Source organism: Brevundimonas abyssalis TAR-001, from assembly GCF_000466985.1.
GTDB classification, from domain to species: Bacteria; Pseudomonadota; Alphaproteobacteria; order Caulobacterales; family Caulobacteraceae; genus Brevundimonas; species Brevundimonas abyssalis.
On record NZ_BATC01000020.1, the window covers coordinates 1 to 19,222 of the forward strand.

Sequence of the window (19,222 nt, forward strand, 5' to 3'; positions counted from 1 at the left end):
GGCGTCGTCGTCCAGCAGGCCGCGTCCATGCAGGGCGTCCAGTTCGGCGATCTGGCGGGCGTCGGGCGACCCGCCGACGGCGAAGCCCGTGCCCCGCGCACGCCAGAGCACCACGATCCCCGCAAGGTCGCGGCCATGCCCGCTGCAAGCCAGAACATCCACATGAGAGCCGTTTAGGCGATCAGGCCATCTGTGGCGAGGGCGCCGCTGTCGCACCCTGGGCCGCCGCCAGCCGCCGCCGCAGGGTTCGGGCCGGAACCTCGGCGTCCGCCTGCTCCAGGAAGCCGGCGCAAAGCTCGACCAGACGGGCCATGTGGTCCTCGTCCGAACCTTCGCCCGCGTTCAGCGCCTCGATCAGCTCGTCGCCATACTGGAGCAGGCGTTTCTCCAGGGTTTCGCACAGCTGCGCCCTCTGGCCCGCATAGCCCAGCACCCCGGCCGCTGCCTTGGAGGCGCTCAGCATCAGCATGGCCGACCGCGCCTGCTCCACCAGCGGCCCGTCGGTGCGGGCGTCCATCACCGGCGCCATGCGGCTCATGGACCCGTGGATGCGCACCCGCTCCATGGGCAGGGCCTTGTCCACCATGCGCGGGCACAGCCCCAGCAGGCCGTCGAGCGCGCGTCCCATGCGCAGTTTCAGTTCCTGGAACCGGGCGCCCCAGGCGCCCTCCGGCGTGAAGGCCAGCGACAGCTCCATCTGGGCCATCATCCCGGCCGCCCGCTCCAGGCGGCTCGCGACCTGGCGCGCCTCATCGGAATCGTCGCGGCCCGGATGGAATTCGTTCAGGGCCTCCCCCGCCTCCTCGACCCGCTCGAACAGCCGCTCGCCGAAGTCGGCCAGTTCGGAATCCGCCAGGAAGCGCTCCTCGCCCCCCGCGCCGGAGACCCGGCTGATGACCCGCAGGATCAGGGCGGCGTCCTCGATGTTGGCGAAGAGGATCTCCAGCATCATGGGCGCGGCGTCCTCGCGGATGCGCACGGCGTCCCGCATCATCAGCCGCAGCGAGGCCTCGCTGTCCGCGTCTGCACGCCCGATCCACATGTCCAGCATGGGCATGGCCGCGCGGGCCAGCGGGGCCAGGTCGAAACAGGCGGCCACATGCTCCGCCGTCCGGGGATCCAGCCCCGGCCAGACGCCGCCCGGCTCGTCTCGCAGGATCGCCGCGGCGCTCACGCACAGCTGATCCAGCAGGCGCGGATCGATGGAGCCCCCGCCGACCGTCATGTCCTCGGCCTGGGCCAGCAGCAGGGCCTGTCGTTCGCAGACCCGCCGCCACAGCCCGTTCAGGATCGCCGCGGGAAAGCTCAGGCCCCGCACCCCGTCCGCGCGCTTGCGGAACAGGGCGGTCAGGGGGCCGAAGGCGATGGTGCGCATGCGCCGGGCGGAGATCTCGGCCACGGTCCGGCGACGGATCCAGTCCGCCTTGACCCCGGGGGTCGTGCGCAGGGCGACCGACAGCTTCGCCAGGGCGGAATCCGGCGCCATCTCCAGCATCGCGCTGATCGCATTCTGACTGGCGACGGACAGCTCCGTCATATGGTCCCCGCTCCCCGGTCTCTCATTCGAGACATCATCGGTCATGGCCGCTTAACGAAACGCATAAACCACGACCGGATCGGTCAGGATTCGGCGGCCGGCAGCTCCAGCATGGCCTTGAGCCCGCCCATGTCGCTGTCGCCCAGGGTCAGACGCCCCTCATAGGCCCGGGTCAGTTCGTCGACGATGCTGAGACCAAGCCCCGTGCCGGGCACGTCTTCGTCCAGCCGCGTCCCCCGCTTGAGCACCTCGTCGCGCCGATCCTCGGGCAGGCCCGGCCCGTCATCCTCGATCACCAGCAGCAGACGCCCCATCCCCATGCGCCCGCGGACACTTTCACCCGCCGTTTGGACCAGAGGCAGGCGTTCTCCAGCAGATTGCCGACCATTTCCTGCAGATCCTGCCGCTCGCCCCGGAACATCAGCTCGTCGGGCGCGCGCCAGTCGATCTCCACCCCCTTGGACTGAAACACCCGCTCCAGCATCACCGCCATCTCGTCCAGCACCTCGGCCACGGCGGTGCGCTCGCCCGAGCCCTGGGCCCGGGCGGCGGCGCGGGCCCGGCGCAGATGGTGGTCCACCTGGCCGCGCATCAGCTCGGACTGGCGACGCACGATTTCGGGCAGCGTCCCCGATTGCCCCTCGGTCTCGGCCAGCATCACCGAAAGGGGCGTCTTCAGCGCATGGGCCAGATTGCCCACATGAGTGCGCTGGCGCTCCACCACCTCCTGATTGTGGTCCAGCAGCTTGTTCAGCTGCTCGGCCAGGGGCGCGATCTCCACCGGATAGTCCTGGGTGATCCGCGTGGCGCGGCCCTTGCGCACGTCGCCGATCTCCTGCCCCAGCTCATAAAGCGGACGCAGGCCGATCCGCACCTGGAAGAACACCGCCGCCATCAGCCCGACCCCCAGCAGGCCCAGGGCGGCCCAGGTCAGGGTGGCGAACTGGCGCGTGTCGGAGTCGATGTTGGAGCGGTTTAGGGCGGCGATGAACACCACCGGCTGCTCGCGGCCGGGCAGCTGTTTCTGGCTGGCCGCCACCCGCAGGGGCTCGCCGTTGTTGGGACCGACGGCGTTGTAGGAGACCGTGCCCCCGGCCACCTCCGCCACCCGCTCGGTGAGGCTCGCCGGTATCGGCATCTCGCTGTCCCACAGGGAGGTGGACCGGGCGATCACCACCAGGTCCCCGTCCGCATTCCGCTCCGCCACCGCCCAGTATTTCCCCGACAGCAGCGCCTTGGTGCGGGAATCCTCGATCTGGGGCACGACCACCTGTCCGTCGCGGACGCTGGCGGCCACCACCAGTTCGTCGATGGTGTTGTTGTTGACGCCGCCCAGTCGGCGCAGGCCGGATTCCTGAAACTGCGAGGTCAGCACGAGGCCGGTAACCAGCAGGGCCACCACAATCCACGCGGCCGCCAGCCAGATCAGCCGGCGGGTCAGGGACCGGCCGGGACGACCCAGATAGCGCCCCAGATTCTGCTTCACGCGGCCTCGGACTCCCCGGCCAGCGGCGTCAGGCGATAACCCAGGCCACGGACGGTCTCGATCCTGTCCGCGCCGATCTTCTTGCGCAGACGGCCCACGAACACCTCGATGGTGTTGGAGTCGCGGTCGAAGTCCTGGTCATACAGGTGCTCGACCAGTTCGGTGCGGCTGATCACCCGGCCCTGATGCATCATCAGATAATGCAGCAGCCGGTATTCCAGCGAGGTCAGGCGCAGGGGCTCCCCGTCCACGCTGGCCCGCGCCGCGCGCGGGTCCAGGCGCAGGGCGCCGCACTCCAGCGTGGAGGTCGCATGTCCCGCCGAGCGCCGCAGCAGGGCGCGCAGCCGGGCCAGCAGCTCCTCGGTGTGGAACGGCTTGGTCAGATAGTCGTCGGCCCCGGCGTCGAAGCCCGACACCTTGTCGGACCAGGCGCCGCGCGCGGTCAGGATCAGCACCGGCGTGGTCTTGCCGTCCCGGCGCCAGCGCTCCAGCACCGACACGCCGTCCACCTTGGGCAGGCCCAGGTCCAGCACCACAACGTCATAGGGCTCGGTGTCGCCCAGGAAGTGGGCTTCCTCGCCGTCCGGGGCGTGGTCCACCGCATAGCCGGCGTCGCCCAGCGCCGCCTTCAGCTGGCGCGACAGGTCGGCGTCGTCCTCGACAAGCAGCACTCTCATCAGCGTTCTCCGATCACGGCGCCGGTGCGGGCGTCCACCGTGATGTCGGCGACGCGCCCGCCCGGATATTCCCAGCGCACCACATAGACGGGACGGCCGCCCATGTTGCGTTCATTGATGCCCAGCATGCGGCCCTCGCGGCCCCGGGAGACGGACCGCGCCACCTCGCTGGCGCTCAACCGGCGGCCCTCACGGGATTCCTCACGCGCCCGCTCCTGGCGGAGCGAGCCCATCAGGGGGTCACGCGCCTGGATCTCGAGCGCATGGGCCGACGGCGCCGCCATGGGAGCGGCGGCGATCAGCCCGGCCAGAAGAAGGATGCGAATACGGTTCATGCAGAGCGGTTTACGGCGGCGCCTCTGAACGGCGTCTGAACAGGGGCGTGAGAAACGGGTCATGACCGGGGGTTCGATCGGTCGCTTTGACGAGAACCATAGAGACTTCGCGCGGGTTCAGGAAGATGAACGCCGACTGAACCGTGCCGTTCAGGTCAGGCTCAGGCGCCGCGTGCTCTTGTGTGTCCATCGCACCGCCCCGATGCCGGGTCGGCCGCCGAACCGAAACCGTGGAGCCCATGATGAAAAAACTGATCACATCCGTCATGGCCGTCGCGGCGATCTCTGTCGCCGTCCCGGCCGCCGCCCAGCACTATGGCCCGCCCCGCGGCGGTCCCGCCTATGGCCAGCAGCACGCCGGTCCGCCCATGGCCGTTCGCGTCCGCCATCTGGAGCGCAATGTGGCCTTCGCCCACCGCGCCCGTGTCATGAGCACCGGCAAGGCCCGTGATTTCCAGCGCGGCATCGACCGCCTGGTGTACCTCGAGCGTCAATACGGCCCCCGCATGACCATCCGCGAGCGCCACGATCTGGAGCGCCGCTACCAGGATCTCGACCGCTCCATCGACCGCTACGTGCAGCGCGCGCGCTACCGTCGCTGATCGGCGTCTCTCCCGCCATTGCAGGGCGCGGTCTGAAAGGGCCGCGCCCTTTTCCTTGCCCCCTCCGAAACAGGCCGTTCAGCCAGGTGAACGCCATCTGAAACGCCCCGTTCAGGCGCCGATCAGGCGCGGCGCGCTTCACTGATCCCGTCATCGCCGCCCTGATCCCCGGGGCGACCGCAATCGAAGGATCGAAGCCATGAACAAGACCATCGCCGCCTCTCTGATGGCCGCCGCTGCGGTCTCCGTCGCCGTCCCGGCCGCCGCCCAGCACTACGGCCCGCCCCGTGGCGGACCCGCCGCCCACGCCCCCGCCTGGCAATCCATCGCCCAGCGCAAGGTCAACCTCGACCGCCGCATCGACCGCGCCGCCTACAATCGCGCCATCAGCCCGCGCGAGGCCCGCAGCCTGCGCGCCGAGCTGAACCGTATCGTCCGGCTGGAGGCCCAGTATCGCCGTGGCGGCCTGACCCGCTGGGAGATGCGCGATCTGGACCAGCGCTATGACCGGCTGTCGGCCCGAATCCGCGCCGAACGCGCCGACAACAACCGCCGCCCCGGCGGCCGCTGGTAGGCCGTCCTCTCTCCCAGAGCCTGATCGGTTGAGGCGGGACCGCTCCGCGGTTCCGCCGATGCCGTGAATCAGGCTCTCGCTTGCAGGGTGCGCGTGCGGCGCGGTCCGAAAAGGGCCGCGCCGTTTCGCGTGAGGGCCTCAAGCAGCGCGACCGCGCGACAGGCCAACGATTCAGGCATCGATCACGCGAATCTCCGGCCAGCGCGCGCGGGCGTTGTCGACCGCCTTCGACCACCCCTTCGCCTTCGGCCGGTCGGGATTGGGCCGCAGCACCATCTCGAACACGTCCTCCAGCCCGAACGGCGCGGCCACGCTGACCTCCCCGTCCGGCTCCAGCCGCACACCCACCGCAAACGCCGGCGCCACGAACCGCCCCAGCGCCTCGTCCGTACCGGTCAGGGCCTCATAGGGCTCGCCGAACCTGCCCTCGAACCACAGGTGAACCCGCGCCTGATTGCGCACCTCCACCATCTCGCGCAGCGGCGGTTCAAACGCCCCGGCCACCTTGCGGATCACCGCGTCCTCGGCGTCCCACGAGGTGTCCGGGTCGAAATAGCCCAGGTCGTAGTCCTTGATGCCGTATCCCGCCGCCCGGCCCGTCACCGCGTTCCAGACGCTCTGATAGACCGCGCCGGAAAAGATCCGCCAATCGTTCAGACCCAGCCCGCGCACCGTGGTCATCACCTGCATCAGGCCGGGATCGGCCCGCACGATGGTCTTCAGCCGATCCTCCAGATCGCTCATCGCAGCGGCCAGCCGTGGTCCAGCGGCCCATGGCCGCCGCCCAGCCCCGGCGCCTGCCGGATGGCTTCGGCCACATAGGCCCAGGCCTCGGCGACCGCCTGCTCCAGCGGCAGGCCCTTCGCGATCCCCGCCGCGCACGCGCTGGCCAGGGTGCATCCGGTGCCGTGGGTGTGCCGCGTCTCGATGCGCGGGCCCTCCAGCAGGGTCTCGCCGCGCGGGGTCATCAGCAGGTCCACCACCGTCTCGCCCGGCACATGGCCGCCCTTCATCAGCACTGCGCCCGCGCCCAGCCGCAACAGCGCCTCGCCCGCACGCCGCTGGCCGTCCAGATCGGCGACCGCGATCCCCGTCAGGGCCTCGGCCTCCGGCGCATTGGGGGTCAGCAGGGCCGCGCGCGGAACCATCAGCTCGCGCACCGCCGCCACCGCGTCCTCGGCCAGCAGGGGCGAGCCGCCCTTGGCGATCATGACCGGGTCCACCACCGTCGGCGCGCCCGCCCGGTCCAGTATCTCGGCCACGCAGCGCACCACCTCAACCGAGCCCAGCATGCCGGTCTTGACCGCGTCGGTCCCGATGTCGTCCAGCACCGCGTCCGCCTGGGCCGCGATCACCTCCAGCGGCACGGGGTGCACGCCGTGGACCCCCAGGGTGTTCTGGATGGTCAGGGCCGTGATCGCCGTGGCCGCGAAGCCGCCCATCATGGTCACCGCCTTGATGTCGGCCTGCACCCCGGCCCCTCCGCCGGAGTCGGACCCGGCGATGATGAGAACGCGGCCCAATTTTTGGGCGCTACCGCTCGCGACGCGGTCGCTCGCTGCTTGAGCGCCCATCACTGCACCCCCGAGAACAGCTTCAGCCCCACGATGCCGCTGACGATCATCAGGATGCACAGGATCCTCAGCGTCGTGGACGGCTCCCCATAGATCAGAATGCCGATCCCCGCCGCGCCCACCGCACCGATGCCGGTCCAGATGGCGTAGGCCGTGCCGATGGGCAGCTTCTGTGTCGCCAGCCACAGGAACCAGAAGCTGGCGATCATGGTCACGCCCACCACCAGCGAGGTCACCGGCCGCGACGGCCCCACGAATTTGAAGCCCGAGGCCCAGGCCACTTCGAGCAGGCCCGCGATCAGCAGCGAAACCCAGGGATTGAGGGGAGGAATCGTCATCCCCGCCACATGGGACAACCGGCGCGGAGGGGCAAGCGACGATCATATCGGCGGCCCATGCCCTGTCCGGCGCGAAGCTTCACCAACCCGACGCCCTAAATCCCCTGTTTTTCAAGACCAGTTCCTTGCAGGACAAGGCTTTGATCCGTCGCAACGGCCGGATTTATCCCGCTGTCCCGCGCGCCCTTATAATGGCGTCATGACCGCACGCATCGCTCCCGCCTCCCGCCTCCCCCCGCAGCGAAGGAAGTGAGACTCCCATTGCACTCTTTTTCGCGTCGAGAGTCTCACCTCCCCGCATCGTCATTCCCGGCCTTGTGCCGGAATCCATAATCACGGAGCGCGCCAGGGACTCTCACCCCTCGGGCGTATGGATCGCCGGGACAAGCCCGGCGATGACGTCATTGTTTGAATAAAATCAACAGGCTGACCAACTCAACCAGCCGAATTCATACAAGGAGATTTCAGACAATTCAGACCCTGTTTTTTTTCAGACCTGAGTCTGAAATCATCCGTTCCGGCTCAGCGCCGGAACACGCCCACCAGCTCCACATGGGTCGACCACAGGAACTGGTCGATGGGGGTCACACGCTCCAGCACGAAGCCGGCGTCGATCAGCACCCGGGCGTCGCGGGCGAAGGTGGCCGGGTTGCAGGACACGCCCACCACCACCGACACTGACTTCGTTCCGGCGAACTGCTGGGTCTGCTCCAGCGCCCCGGCCCGGGGCGGGTCGATGACGATGGCCTCGATCCCCTTCAGGTCGTGGGGCGACAGGGGGCGGCGGAACAGGTCGCGGGCCTGGGCGTCGATGCCCTTCAGCCCCTGCGCCGTCCCGGCCCCCGCCTTCAGTCCGGCGATGGCCCCCGCCGAGGCGTCCGCCGCCAGCACCGGGGCGACCTCGGCCAGGGGGAAGGTGAAGGTGCCCGCGCCGCAGAACAGGTCGGCGATCCGTTTGGCCCCGCGCACCGCCGCCACGGCCCGCTCCACCATGGCCGCCTCGGCCACGGGCGAGGCCTGCATGAAGGAGGCGGGCGGCAGGGGCACCGTAGCCCGGCCGAACCGCACCGTGGGCTGGCGCATCATCACCAGCACCTCTCCGTCCATGCTCAGCCGCGCGATGTCGGCCATCCGCGCCGCGCGCACGCCCTGCTGGGCCACGTCGGCGGAGCGGCCGCTGCGCTCCACCCCGGTGATGTCCACGTCCAGGCCCGAGTCGGTCACGGTCACATGCAGGGTCGGCGCCGACTTGGCCCCGCCCAGAAACGGCGCCGCCACCGCCGCGAGGCTCGGCAAAGCTGCGTTGATGCGCGGGTCCGACAGGGGACAGTGGGCCAGGGGGACCACCCGCCACGACCGGCGCCCCTTGAAGCCCAGCACCACCTGCCCGTCCTCGTCGCGACGGGCGTGCAGGGCGATGCGGCGACGCACGCCCGGCGGGGTGGCGACGGTGGCCTCCACCTCGGTCTCGATCCCTTCGCGCTCCAGGGTCTCCACCACCAGATCCCGCTTCCACGCCAGATAGGGGGCGCTGGCCCAGTGCTGCAGCGGCGCGACCCCGCACTCGGCGTAGGTCTGCGACTGGATCGGAACCCGGTCGGCGCTGGCCTCGAGGATCTCGATGTCCTCGGCGCGGCCGTCCCTGACCACCGCGCGCACCACCTCGCCGGGCAGCGTCCCCGGCACGAAGACAGCCCCGCCGGGGGTTTCGGCGATCCCGTCGCCTGGTGGCCCACGCGGGCGATGGTCAATTGTTCGGACATGGCGCGCTCATAGCCCGTCCCGCGCCCAAACCGAAACATGAACGAAGATGAACGGCCCGCTCAAAACCCGTTCAGGTTCGCTCCGCCATAACGGACGTCGACAAGGGGGTGCTGATCCGTTCAGCCCCGCAACCCCAGGTACGGAGCTGAAACGATGAACGCCTTCCTGAAGAATTCCGCCGTCGCGGTCGTCGCCGTCGCCGCCTGTGCGACCGCCCTGCCCGCCTCGGCCCAGAGCTACAGCCAGCCCTACGGCTCCTCTTCCAGCTATCAGGCCCAGAGCGGCTACGGCTACAACCAGGGCTACGAGACCGGCCAAGCCTACTATGACCAGTGCGTCCGTGACCGTCGCCAGCGCCAGGTCGCGGGCGGTGTGGTCGGGGCCCTCGTCGGCCTCGCCGCCGGCCGCGGCGTCGCCAGCCGCCGGGTGCGCAGCGAGGGCGGCGCCATGGGCGCCCTTCTCGGCGCCGCCGTCGGCGCCGGTGTCGGCGGCTCCACCGCCGCCTGCCAGCCCGGGCAGTCGCAACCCTACGCCCAGCCCTACGGCGCCCAGGCCGGCTACGGCTACGACAACAGCCGCTACGACGATCGCTCCAGCCAGCAGTACGGCTACGACCGTGGCTATGACGATCAGGACCGCGGCTACGGCTACGGCCAGCCGGTCCGCGACTATGACAACACCGACCAGTGCCGCCTGGTCGAAAGCAACATCCGTCTTCCCGACGGCCGCGTGGAGAACCGCTACGTCCGCGCCTGCCCCGATGGAAACGGCCGCTATCGCGTCGTCGATTAAGTTTCAGCCCCCCTGTCGAATCGACGACGTGTAGGGAACCGCCGGTGGAGCAATCCTCCGGCGGTTTTTCCTTGCCCTGTCGCCCCGAATTTTGACCGCACCGCCCCCTCTGTTAAGCATACCGCCGTTCTTCAGGAGGGGGTTTCATGAAGATCGTCGCCGCCATATCCGCCGCCGTCCTGGCCCTGTCGGGCGCCGCCCTGGCCCAGGACGCCTCGGTCCCGTTCCAGGACCGCACCGAACGCCTGAACCTGGAGGGCCGACGCGGCCCCAGCCTGTTCCGGCCCGGCTTCGCCGTCGGCGAATACACCGGCGCGTCCAGCGCCCGCTCGTCCAGCACCCGCATGCCGTTCCGCTCCCGCGACTTCTCCCGCGCCGGCTTCGATGTGGCCACCGGCGTCGGTCAGGTGACGGGCGAGTGCGAGGGCGGCCAGAGCCACGTCTCCTTCGCCTGGATCACCTTCGATCGGGACGAGCTCAGCTATGTGTGCAGCTACGCCGGCGCGGCGCCCGCCAACGCCCGGCTCAGCCTCGCCGTGGCGCGCGGCGGCGGCTTCTTCCAGCGGCTGCAGCAGCCCCAGCGCGCGGGCGAACTGACCTGGGGCGACATCACCATCCGGGCCGAGACCCGCTATGTGGACGGCCTGCCCTGGGGCGGCGGAAACGTCATCGGCTATGTCTTCACCCGCGACGGGATCGACGTGGGCGGCCTGGCGCTCAGCGGCATGCGCCCCACCTTCTACCTGCCCCCGCAAGGCTCCCCCGACCGCGACGCCGTGGCGGTGATGGCGCTCAGCCTCTACTTCTTCCAGGACCCCGGCCGGGGCGGGTGAGCTAGAACTTCCGCTTCCCGCTGACCGTCTCGAAGAACAGGCGAAAGTCGCCCATCAGGCTCCACAGGGGGTATTTGAAGGTGGCAGGCCGGTTTTTCTCGAAGAAGAAATGCCCCACCCAGGCAAAGCCGTAGCCGATCAACGGCATGGCCAGCAGCCACCATGGGTTCAGGGTTACGATGGCCAGCGCCAAAGCCCCGAACACCAGCCCTGTGCCCACCACATGGATGCGGCGGCAGGTGCGGTTGGAATGCTCGTGGATGTAATACGGGTAGAAGGCTTCGAACGAGGGATAGCGTTCGGCCGCTGCGGGCTGGGTCATGGCGTCCTCCGGGTCCGAAGCTTGCGACGGCCCCGTCTTCACTGCAAGTCCGAGGCGGGCTCGGGTCCCAGCAGCCGCTGGATCAGCGGCCAGATGCGCACAACCGCCGCGACGAATCCGACGAAGCTGGCCACCGCCTGGAACGCGCCCCAGATCAGGTTGAACGCCCCGCCGCCGAACAGGGCCGCCGTGGCCGGATACAGCGCCCGGCTGATGCCGATGCGGAAGTCGGCGTAGGCGCTGGAATACTCGATGGAGCGGTCGGCGAAGAAGGCGATCACCGCCGCCGCCGAAACGGGCGCCCACAACAGCGGCAACAGCAGGATCAGGGCGCCCAGCACTACCGCCAGCTTGGTCCCCAGGGTGTGGGGCGAGATCAGGCTCAGCACCACCCCCGCCCCCAGCGCCAGAACGGTCAGGGCCAGCATCACCGGCAGAACCAGGTCCGCCGCCTCCATCAGGTCCATGAAAAGCATGGCGGTCAGAATGGCCCCGCCCGACAGCAGGAACGCACCCAGCCACAGGGCCGCATACTGGCTGATCCGCCGCTTCAGATGGCCGCCGTGAAACATGGTCTGGCTCCGCTCAGCGGAGCGACCATGCCGCGCGGGGCCGCGCCTGTCGATTCAGATTTCGCCGTTCGTCAGGCGGGCCGCCTATTCCGCCCGGTGCTTCTTCTTGAAGGTCGGCTTGCCCGCCTTGGGGCCGGGTTTGAAGCCGGGCTTGGGCTTGCCCTTGTAGGGCTTGCGGTCGAACGGGCGGGCGTCGCCTTCAGCCGCAGGCGCGGCCGAGGCCGTCCGTTCGGGGCGGTAGGGCGCGGGGCGGTTCTGGGCGTTGTCGTTCTCGCGGCGCTTGAAGGGCTTCTTGGGGCGGGGTCCGCCAAAGCCCTGGTTCGGGGCCTCGGACGGGGTGATGGCCACCTCGGCGCCCTTGGCCGCCTTCACCGAGGCGAGGAACCCGGCCTGGGCCGCCAGGGAAATCTCGAACCGGGTCTCGTCGGGGAACACGCGGATTGAGCCGATGTCCTTCTTGGTGATTCCGCCCAGACGGCAGATCAGCGGGATCAGCCATTTGGGGTCGGCGTTCTTCTGGCGGCCGATGTCGGCGCGGAACCAGGTCACCTCGTCGGGCTGCAGCCGGTCAGTGGGCCAGGCCGAGGCGTTCGGCGCGGCGCCGGGCTCGCGCCGTCCGCGCGGTCCCTCGCCCGGATCCACCAGATCCTCGGGCGCCGGCATCTCGGCCCGCATCAGCCGCACCAGGCGCAGGCCAGTTCTTCCGGCGTGCGCTCGGCCGCCAGCTTCTTCGCCAGGGCGAAGTCCTCGTCGGTCACCGTCTGGTCGAAGATCGGTGTGGCCAGCAGGCGCTCTTCATCCCGGGCCAGAATCTCGTCGATGCCCGGCGCGGCGCTCCAGGTGGCGTCCAGTCCGGCGGCGCCCAGCAGCATCTCGGCCTTGCGGCGGCGGGTGGAGGGGACCAGCAGGACGGACACGCCCTTCTTGCCCGCCCGCCCGGTGCGGCCAGACCGGTGCAGCAGGGTGGCCTTGTTGACCGGCAGTTCGGCGTGGATGACCAGCCCCAGATCGGGCAGGTCCAGACCGCGCGCCGCCACGTCGGTGGCCACACACACGCGGGCCTGACCGCTGCGCAGGGCTTGCAGCGCATCGGTGCGCTCGCGCTGGCTCAGTTCGCCCGACAGGCCGACCGAGGAGAAGCCCCGCTCGCGCAGGGCCGCCTGCAGATGCTTGACCGCCTCGCGGGTCGAACAGAACACGAGGGCGCCCGGCGCCTCGAAGAAGCGCAGCACATTGACCACCGCGTGCTCGATCTGGTTCGGCGCGATGCGCATGGCGCGGTATTCGATGTCGCCGTGCGGCTGGCTGCGGTTGGTGGTGTCGATGCGCACCGCGTCGCGCTGATAGCGCTTGGCCATGGTGGCGATTTCGCGGGCGATGGTCGCCGAGAACATCAGGGTGCGGCGCTCTGCGGGCGCCTGCTCCAGAATGTACTCAAGGTCCTCGCGGAAGCCCATGTCGAGCATCTCGTCGGCTTCATCCAGCACCACGACCTTCAGGGCCGACAGATCCAGATTGCGACGGTCGATGTGGTCCTTCAGGCGGCCGGGCGTGCCGACCACAATGTGGGCGCCGACGTTCAGGGCGCGGGCTTCCTGACGCGCGTCCATACCGCCCACGCTGGTGGCGATGCGGGCGCCGGTGTCGGCGTACAGCCAGGTCAGTTCGGTCGCCACCTGCATGGCCAGCTCGCGCGTCGGCGCGATCACCAGCGCCAGCGGGGCGCGGGTCTGGCCGAAGCGCTCGGCCTCACCCAGCAGGGTCGGCGCCGCCGCCAGACCAAAGGCCACCGTCTTGCCCGAGCCGGTCTGGGCCGAGACCAGCAGGTCGGCCTCGGTCAGCCCCGCTTCCAGAACGGCGTCCTGCACGGCGGTGGGTTCGGCATAGCCGCGCTGGACGAGCGCGCGATCGAGCGCGGGGTGAATGGCGGGAAAGGGCATTGGAAACCTGAATCTTGACTTGGGCGGCCGTGGAAACGACCGCGCCCGGCCGGTTATGCACCGGGCCGGGCGTTGGAAAGCGGGCACTATACACGAATAGCGGCGGTATTGCGTTCACTTATGGATTCACCCTGTTCCTGAACGGTCCGGTTACGCCGTCGCGTCACTGTGGCGGGGTAAGAGGAGACCGCCATGCAGGCCCTGTCCATCGCCGCCGCCGGCATGATGTCCGCCGCCGAACGCTTCGACGCCTCCGCGCGCCGCACCGCCGCCGCGCCGCTGAACAATCTAGCGGAAGAGATGGTCGAGCGGATCACCGCCGGGCACGCTTTCAAGGCCAACGCCGTGGTCATCCGCACCGCCGACGAGATGATCGGGACCCTGCTGGACAAGACGGTTTAACCCGCCCTCCCCCGCCGCTAGACTCCCGGCGACACGGGAGGAATGCATGATCCATCGCCGTCAGGCGCTGCTGGGCGTCGGCGCCGCCGCCCTGGCCGCGCCCTCGATCGCCCACGCCCGGCCTCGACGGACCCAGCGGGTGCTGTATCTCAGCCAGTCGGTCGGATGGCTGCACAATACGGTGGCCCGACCCGACGACGGCGGCCTGGCCATGTCGGAACTGGCCATGACCGAGATCGGCCGCGCGTCCGGCGCCTTCACCACCCGCGCGACCCAGGACGCCTCGGAGATCACCCCCGCCCTGCTGGCCGAGCTGGACGTGCTGGTGGTCTACACCACCGGCGCCCTGCCCATCCCGCGGCAGTCGTGGCAGGCCATTCAGGCGTGGCTCGCCTCGGGCCGGGGCGGGTTCGTCGGCCTGCACAGCGCCGCCGACACCGGGCTGGATTTCCCGGGCGGACGCGAGGCGTGGGTCGGCATGATCGGCGGCGACTTCGCGGGCCATCCGTGGAATCAGGGCGATCCCATCCGCATCCGCACCCACGGCGACCACCCCACCGTGGCCATGTGGCCCGAGGTCTTGGATTATCGCGAAGAGATCTACCAGTATCAGGGCTTTGACCCGACCCGGGTCCGTGTGCTGCAGAGCCTGGACCTCGCCCGCACGCCGACGAAGCGGCCGTGGGCCGTGCCGGTGACCTGGGTGCGCCAGATCGGCCACGGGCGGCTGTTCTACACCAACCTGGGCCACACCCCCTCCACATGGAGCGACCCGCGCTTCCGCGACCAGATCGTGCAGGCGGTGCAGTGGGCCGGCGGCGCCGGGCGCATCGACGCGGACCCCAATCCGCTGGATCAGGCGGTGGACAGCATTCGCGCCCTGCTGACTTGGTCGGGCGACGATCCCGCCGTCACGGACGAACTGACAGGCCAGCGCCCGGCCTGGCTGCTGGACATGGGCCGCCGCATCACCGCCCTGATCGACCATGAGGGCGACGAGGACGCTCTGACCGCCGCCGTGGCGCCCCTGCGGCGTGAGGTGCTGGAACGGGCGTAGGCCTACGTCCCCGCCTTGGGCGGCAGGGTGTAGAGATCAATGAAGCGCTGTGCGAGAGCCTTGTCACCCGTCACGCTCACCACCTCGGCGGCCTCCATCGCCGTCAGGGGCTGATCGCCATACACCGCCGCGGCCGTCATCTCCGGCGTGGCGGTGATCACGAAGTCCGCCCCGTCCACATCGCCGCGGGCCACGGACAGCTCACCGTCCGCCAGCCGCGCGCGATAGGTCTCGTCGCCGAACACGAAGCCGGCGTCCAGACGCAGATCGCCCGCCTTCACGCTGTCGATCATGGTCCTGAGCGACAGCATCATGGACACCCCGCTCAGCGGCAGGGTCGGGTCGTGGCCCGGCGACCGCGCCGCCCAGCGCCCCAGGGTCATGATGATGGGCTCGGCCTCGCGGCCCCAGTCCGTCAGGTCATAGACCTGCACCGAGGCGGGCGGCGCCAGCTTGCGCCGCGTCACGATGCCCGCGGCCTCCAGCCCCTCCAGACGCTGGGTCAGCACATTGGCGCTGATCCCCATCAGATCGGCCTTCAGATCCCCGAACCGCTTGGGCCCCAGCATCAGCTCCCGGACCACAAGCAGCGCCCAGCGCTCGCCGATCAACTCCAGCCCATGGGCCGTGCCGCAGGCGTCGTTGTAGGCCCGCCCGACCTTGTTAGTTATTTTTTCTAACTTCATACTTGCATTACATAACACATGGGGACAGGATGTCCATCACAACGAACGGAGAGCCCCATGACCCGGATGATCTTCATCAACCTGCCCGTCGCCGATCTCAATCGCTCCATCGACTTCTACGAGGCCGTCGGGGCCGTGAAGAACCCCCTGTTCTCGGACGACACCGCCGCCTGCATGGTGATCTCGGACGTCATCCACGTCATGCTGCTGACCCACGCCAAATGGGCCACTTTCACCGACCGGGTCATCCCGGACGCCCACCACAGCGCCCAGGTGCTTCTGTGCGTGTCCGAGGACAGCCGCCAGGCGGTCGATGACGCCACGGCGCGCGCTGTCTCCGCAGGGGGCCTCGCCGATCCCACCCCCACCCAGGACTTCGGGGTCATGTACGGCCGCAGCTACGCTGACCCGGACGGCCACATCTGGGAAGTCATGTGGATGGACCCGGCGGCCGCCGCGCAGGGCGCCGAGGCGCTCGAGCCCGCAGGAGCCTGATCATGCGCAAGCTCCATGTCGCCGCCTTCATCAGCCTCGACGGCGTCATGCAGGCGCCGGGCGGGCCGGAAGAAGACCGTTCGGGCGGCTTCGCCCATGGCGGCTGGGTCTTTCCCCACTTCGACGAGGCGCTGGGCGAGGAAGTCGACCGCTTCTTCGCCCCGCCCCGGGCGCTGCTGCTGGGCCGCAAGACCTACGACATCTTCGCCGCCCACTGGCCGCACCAGACCGACGCCTTTGCTGACACGCTGAACGCCATGCCCAAATATGTGGCCACCCGCTCGCCCCGCCCGCTGGACTGGACCAACAGCCACGCCATCGGGCCGGACGCCGTGTCCGCCGTGCGGGCGCTGAAGGCCGAGGAGGGCCCTGACCTGCTGACCCAGGGCTCGTCCGGCCTGATCCAGTCTCTGCTGAAGGCCGATCTGGTCGACCAGTTCACCCTGCTGGTGTTCCCTCTCGTGCTCGGTCGCGGAAAGCGGCTGTTCCACGGCGAGGCCGCCCCTGCTGGTCTCCAGTTGCTCGGCTCGCGCACCACCGATCCGGGGGTCGTGGTCGCCTGCTACGAGCGCGCGGGCGAGGTCTCCAGCGGCTCCTTCGCCATGGAGACGCCGTCGGAGGACGAAGTGAAACGCCGCGCCGACATCAACGGCGAACAGGAGCTATCCCGATGACCGACAAGATCGTCCCCTGCATCTGGTACGACACGGGCCAAGCGCGAAAGGCTGCGGAATTCTACGTCTCCCTGGGCCTGCCCGACAGCCGGATCGACACCGTCCACGCCAGCCCGGCTGACAACCCCTCGACCGCCGAGGGCGAGGAGCTGGTCGTCCAGTTCACCCTGGCCGGCCGCGAGTATCTGGGTCTGAACGGCGGCCCGATCTTCCCGCAGACCGAAGCCGTTTCGTTCATGGTCATGACAGACGACCAGGCCGAGACCGACCGCCTGTGGAACGCCATCGTTGGAAACGGCGGCGCCGAAAGCCAGTGCGGCTGGTGCAAGGACCGCTGGGGCGTGAACTGGCAGATCACGCCGCGCCGCCTGATGCAGTTCTACGACGACCCGAATCCCGCCCGCGCCAGGGCCGCCTTCGAGGCCATGATGTCCATGAAGAAGATCGACATCGCCGCCCTGGAACGGGCCGCCGCAAACGCCTGACCAATCCACAAAGGAGACGACCCATGAGCTATGTTGACGGAATGATCGCCGCCGTGCCGGACGACAGGAAGGACGCCTATCTGGAGCACGCCAGATTCGCCGCCGACATCTTCAAGGAGTTCGGCGCCGAGCGCTGCGTCGAGTGCTGGGAGGACGACGTGCCCGACGGCAAGGTCACCGACTTCCGCCGCGCGGTTCAGCGCAAGGAGGGCGAAAGCGTGGTGTTCTCGTGGATCACCTGGCCCGACAAGGCCACCCGCGACGCCGGCTGGGCCAAGATGATGGAGGACCCGCGCATGGCCAATATGGAGATGCCCTTCGACGGCAAGCGCATGATCTACGGCGGCTTCAGCCCTATCCTGGACGTCTGAGTCCCCGTTCACCATCTGTGATGACGGAGCCCTAACCATGGCGCGGCCATCCTGCCCGGATGAGCCGCGCCTTTTCTTTTCGCCGCCGCCGTTTTCGCCGCCTGAGCCCGCTGGAGCGCGGGATCATTGTCGCCGCCGTCGTCTCGGTGGTGGTGATCCTGAAACCGGACTGGATCGAAGCGACGCTGAACACCGACCTGCCGCCGCTGCCGTCGGCGACCGCCGCCTCCCTGCCTTCGCCGTCAGCCGCCCACATTTCCGGCTACGCCCGCGTTGTCGACGGCGACGGGCTGGAGATCGGCGGCCAGAGCATCCGGCTGCACGGCATCGACGCCTTCGAGATGCGCCAGATGTGCGGCGGCCATGCCTGCGGCCAGGCCTCCACCAACGCCCTGCGCAATCTGGTGGGCGGCCGCTCCGTGACCTGCGTCAGGATGGATCGCGACCGCTACGGCCGCGTCGTCGCCGTGTGCAACGCGGGCGGCCAGGACCTCGGCGCGGCCATGGTCCGTCAGGGCCATGCTGTGGCCTACACCCGTTACTCCCACCGCTATGTCCTGGAGGAGCGGGCCGCCCGCCGCGACAACGCCGGCGCCTGGGCCTACGGCTTCACCCAGCCGGAGGCGTGGCGGCGCGCGTCCTGAGCGTCAGCGGATCTTCGACCAGTCCAGAACCACCTTGCCCGACTGGCCGGACCGCATGGCCTCGAAGCCGTCTTCGAAGCGGTCGTAGGGCAACTGGTGGGTGATCAGCGGGGTCAGGTCCAGCCCGGCCTTGAGCAGGCCCAGCATCTTGCGCCAGGTGGTGAACATCTCACGCCCGTACACGCCCTTGATGGTCAGGGCCTTGAGGATGATGGCGCCCCAGTCGGTCACCATGGGCTTTGACGGAATGCCCAGCATGGCCATGCCGCCGCCCATGATCAGGGTGTCGACGCACTGCTTGAAGGCGATGGGCGAGCCGGACATTTCGAGCGCCACGTCGAAGCCGACCTTCATGCCCAGCTCGTGGATCACGTCGTGCAGGTCTTCCTTCGTGGTGTTCACCGTGCGCACGCCCGGGGCCACCTTCTGGGCCAGCTCAAGCCGGAAGTCGTTGATGTCGGTCAGCACCACGGTGCGCGCGCCCGCGTGACGGGCCACGGCGGCGGCCATCATGCCGATGGGGCCCGCGCCGGTGACCAGCACGTCCTCGCCCAGCAGGTCGAACTGCTGCGCCGTGTGCACCGCATTGCCGAACGGATCGAGGATGGCGCCGATCTCCCACGGCACCTCGTCGGGCAGTTCGATGACGTTGAAGGCGGGGGCCACCACGAACTCCGCGAAGCCGCCCTGGCGGTTCACGCCGATGCCCCGGGTGGCCGGATCCAGATGGAAGTGGCCGGCGCGGGCCGCCTCGCTGTTCAGGTCGATGACGTGACCCTCGACCGAGACCCGCTGGCCGATCTTGATGGGACGGTCCACGTCCTTGCCCACCGCGACCACCTCGCCGGAGAACTCGTGGCCGGTGATCATGGGGACGGGCACGTTCTTCTGGCTCCACTCGTCCCAGTTCCAGATGTGGATGTCCGTGCCGCAGATGGCCGTGCGCTGGACGCGGATCAGCACGTCCTCGGGCCCGGCGACCGGCACGGGCGCGTCGATCAGCTCGAGGCCCTCGGCGGGCCGGGTCTTGGCGAGGGCCTTCATGGTCTGGGTCATGTGGTC

24 protein-coding genes and 1 pseudogene are annotated in these 19,222 nt (G+C 69.3%); 11 read left to right on the forward strand and 14 right to left on the reverse strand.

The window, feature by feature from the left end; genetic code table 11:
- Positions 1-181 precede the first annotated feature (181 nt).
- The 5 genes from MBEBAB_RS06965 to MBEBAB_RS06980 form a co-directional block, all read right to left on the reverse strand.
- Entirely contained in the window at positions 182-1,537 is a 1,356-nt protein-coding gene (locus MBEBAB_RS06965; protein ID WP_021697244.1) for a hypothetical protein, read from the reverse strand.
- 83 nt (positions 1,538-1,620) lie between these two features.
- Positions 1,621-1,851, reverse strand: a complete 231-nt coding sequence (locus tag MBEBAB_RS18330; protein WP_306302003.1) for an ATP-binding protein — start codon at positions 1,849-1,851, stop codon at positions 1,621-1,623.
- Positions 1,830-3,023, reverse strand: a complete 1,194-nt coding sequence (locus MBEBAB_RS06970) for a sensor histidine kinase (protein WP_306302004.1) — start codon at positions 3,021-3,023, stop codon at positions 1,830-1,832. The genes MBEBAB_RS18330 and MBEBAB_RS06970 overlap by 22 nt, the downstream gene beginning before the upstream one ends.
- Positions 3,020-3,700 carry a response regulator transcription factor gene (locus MBEBAB_RS06975; protein WP_045319000.1) on the reverse strand — a complete coding sequence of 227 codons (681 nt, stop codon included), beginning with the start codon at positions 3,698-3,700 and terminating at the stop codon, positions 3,020-3,022. The genes MBEBAB_RS06970 and MBEBAB_RS06975 overlap by 4 nt, the downstream gene beginning before the upstream one ends.
- Entirely contained in the window at positions 3,700-4,035 is a 336-nt protein-coding gene (locus MBEBAB_RS06980; RefSeq protein WP_021697247.1) for a PepSY domain-containing protein, read from the reverse strand. The genes MBEBAB_RS06975 and MBEBAB_RS06980 overlap by 1 nt, the downstream gene beginning before the upstream one ends.
- Before the next feature lie 242 nt (positions 4,036-4,277).
- On the opposite strand from MBEBAB_RS06980, the gene MBEBAB_RS06990 reads away from it, so the two are divergent.
- Both MBEBAB_RS06990 and MBEBAB_RS06995 read left to right on the forward strand, forming a co-directional pair.
- Positions 4,278-4,637, forward strand: coding sequence for a hypothetical protein (locus tag MBEBAB_RS06990; protein WP_021697249.1), 360 nt, complete (start codon positions 4,278-4,280; stop codon positions 4,635-4,637).
- 199 nt (positions 4,638-4,836) lie between these two features.
- A complete protein-coding gene (locus MBEBAB_RS06995; RefSeq protein WP_021697250.1) occupies positions 4,837-5,211 on the forward strand; it encodes a hypothetical protein in 375 nt (124 codons plus the stop codon).
- 171 nt (positions 5,212-5,382) lie between these two features.
- Here MBEBAB_RS06995 and MBEBAB_RS07000 read toward each other — a convergent pair whose 3' ends face one another.
- The 4 genes from MBEBAB_RS07000 to MBEBAB_RS07015 all read right to left on the reverse strand — a co-directional run bounded on the left by MBEBAB_RS07000 (position 5,383) and on the right by MBEBAB_RS07015 (position 8,875).
- Positions 5,383-5,955 (reverse strand): nucleotidyltransferase family protein, encoded by a 573-nt coding sequence (locus MBEBAB_RS07000; RefSeq protein ID WP_021697251.1) that lies wholly within the window; start codon positions 5,953-5,955, stop codon positions 5,383-5,385.
- Positions 5,952-6,785, reverse strand: a complete 834-nt coding sequence (gene thiD / locus MBEBAB_RS07005; RefSeq protein ID WP_045319002.1) for a bifunctional hydroxymethylpyrimidine kinase/phosphomethylpyrimidine kinase — start codon at positions 6,783-6,785, stop codon at positions 5,952-5,954. Before thiD ends, MBEBAB_RS07000 begins: the two co-directional genes overlap by 4 nt.
- A complete protein-coding gene (locus MBEBAB_RS07010; RefSeq protein ID WP_021697253.1) occupies positions 6,785-7,123 on the reverse strand; it encodes a DMT family transporter in 339 nt (112 codons plus the stop codon). The genes thiD and MBEBAB_RS07010 overlap by 1 nt, the downstream gene beginning before the upstream one ends.
- A 522-nt stretch (positions 7,124-7,645) precedes the next feature.
- A complete protein-coding gene (locus tag MBEBAB_RS07015; protein ID WP_045319003.1) occupies positions 7,646-8,875 on the reverse strand; it encodes a class I SAM-dependent RNA methyltransferase in 1,230 nt (409 codons plus the stop codon).
- Between the two features lie 165 nt (positions 8,876-9,040).
- Here MBEBAB_RS07015 and MBEBAB_RS17990 point away from each other — a divergent pair, with 165 nt between their 5' ends.
- Positions 9,041-9,679, forward strand: coding sequence for a hypothetical protein (locus MBEBAB_RS17990; protein WP_021697255.1), 639 nt, complete (start codon positions 9,041-9,043; stop codon positions 9,677-9,679).
- A 146-nt stretch (positions 9,680-9,825) separates the two neighbouring features.
- Positions 9,826-10,512, forward strand: a complete 687-nt coding sequence (locus tag MBEBAB_RS07025) for a hypothetical protein (protein WP_021697256.1) — start codon at positions 9,826-9,828, stop codon at positions 10,510-10,512.
- A gap of 1 nt (position 10,513) precedes the next feature.
- Here the strand turns inward: MBEBAB_RS07025 and MBEBAB_RS07030 are convergent, their stop codons facing one another.
- From MBEBAB_RS07030 to MBEBAB_RS07040, 3 genes and pseudogenes are all read right to left on the reverse strand, one after another.
- Positions 10,514-10,834, reverse strand: a complete 321-nt coding sequence (locus MBEBAB_RS07030; protein ID WP_045319004.1) for an Mpo1-like protein — start codon at positions 10,832-10,834, stop codon at positions 10,514-10,516.
- Between the two features lie 38 nt (positions 10,835-10,872).
- On the reverse strand, positions 10,873-11,406 hold the full coding sequence (locus MBEBAB_RS07035) for a hypothetical protein (protein ID WP_021697258.1): 534 nt from the start codon (positions 11,404-11,406) through the stop codon (positions 10,873-10,875).
- 84 nt (positions 11,407-11,490) lie between these two features.
- Positions 11,491-13,346: pseudogene (locus MBEBAB_RS07040) on the reverse strand (DEAD/DEAH box helicase).
- Positions 13,347-13,538: 192 nt separating this feature from the next.
- On the opposite strand from MBEBAB_RS07040, the gene MBEBAB_RS07045 reads away from it, so the two are divergent.
- Positions 13,539-13,748 (forward strand): flagellar basal body rod C-terminal domain-containing protein, encoded by a 210-nt coding sequence (locus MBEBAB_RS07045; protein ID WP_021697260.1) that lies wholly within the window; start codon positions 13,539-13,541, stop codon positions 13,746-13,748.
- A 46-nt stretch (positions 13,749-13,794) separates the two neighbouring features.
- The gene (locus tag MBEBAB_RS07050; protein WP_021697261.1) at positions 13,795-14,805 is read left to right on the forward strand and encodes a ThuA domain-containing protein; all 1,011 of its coding nucleotides are present in this window, start codon (positions 13,795-13,797) and stop codon (positions 14,803-14,805) included.
- Between the two features lie 2 nt (positions 14,806-14,807).
- Here MBEBAB_RS07050 and MBEBAB_RS07055 read toward each other — a convergent pair whose 3' ends face one another.
- A complete protein-coding gene (locus tag MBEBAB_RS07055) occupies positions 14,808-15,491 on the reverse strand; it encodes a winged helix-turn-helix transcriptional regulator (RefSeq protein ID WP_021697262.1) in 684 nt (227 codons plus the stop codon).
- A 57-nt stretch (positions 15,492-15,548) separates the two neighbouring features.
- Between MBEBAB_RS07055 and MBEBAB_RS07060 the strand changes: the two genes are divergently transcribed.
- From MBEBAB_RS07060 to MBEBAB_RS07080, 5 genes are read left to right on the forward strand one after another with little or no spacing between them, the layout of a single operon-like run.
- Positions 15,549-15,986 carry a VOC family protein gene (locus MBEBAB_RS07060; protein ID WP_021697263.1) on the forward strand — a complete coding sequence of 146 codons (438 nt, stop codon included), beginning with the start codon at positions 15,549-15,551 and terminating at the stop codon, positions 15,984-15,986.
- Between the two features lie 2 nt (positions 15,987-15,988).
- On the forward strand, positions 15,989-16,660 hold the full coding sequence (locus MBEBAB_RS07065) for a dihydrofolate reductase family protein (RefSeq protein ID WP_021697264.1): 672 nt from the start codon (positions 15,989-15,991) through the stop codon (positions 16,658-16,660).
- Positions 16,657-17,145 carry a VOC family protein gene (locus MBEBAB_RS07070; protein WP_021697265.1) on the forward strand — a complete coding sequence of 163 codons (489 nt, stop codon included), beginning with the start codon at positions 16,657-16,659 and terminating at the stop codon, positions 17,143-17,145. The genes MBEBAB_RS07065 and MBEBAB_RS07070 overlap by 4 nt, the downstream gene beginning before the upstream one ends.
- Positions 17,146-17,168: 23 nt before the next feature.
- Positions 17,169-17,516: a DUF1428 domain-containing protein gene (locus MBEBAB_RS07075; RefSeq protein WP_021697266.1), complete on the forward strand. Its 348-nt coding sequence runs from the start codon at positions 17,169-17,171 to the stop codon at positions 17,514-17,516.
- Between the two features lie 59 nt (positions 17,517-17,575).
- Positions 17,576-18,160: a thermonuclease family protein gene (locus MBEBAB_RS07080; protein WP_021697267.1), complete on the forward strand. Its 585-nt coding sequence runs from the start codon at positions 17,576-17,578 to the stop codon at positions 18,158-18,160.
- 3 nt (positions 18,161-18,163) lie between these two features.
- Here the strand turns inward: MBEBAB_RS07080 and tdh are convergent, their stop codons facing one another.
- On the reverse strand, positions 18,164-19,216 hold the full coding sequence (gene tdh, locus MBEBAB_RS07085) for an L-threonine 3-dehydrogenase (RefSeq protein ID WP_021697268.1): 1,053 nt from the start codon (positions 19,214-19,216) through the stop codon (positions 18,164-18,166).
- Positions 19,217-19,222 lie beyond the last annotated feature (6 nt).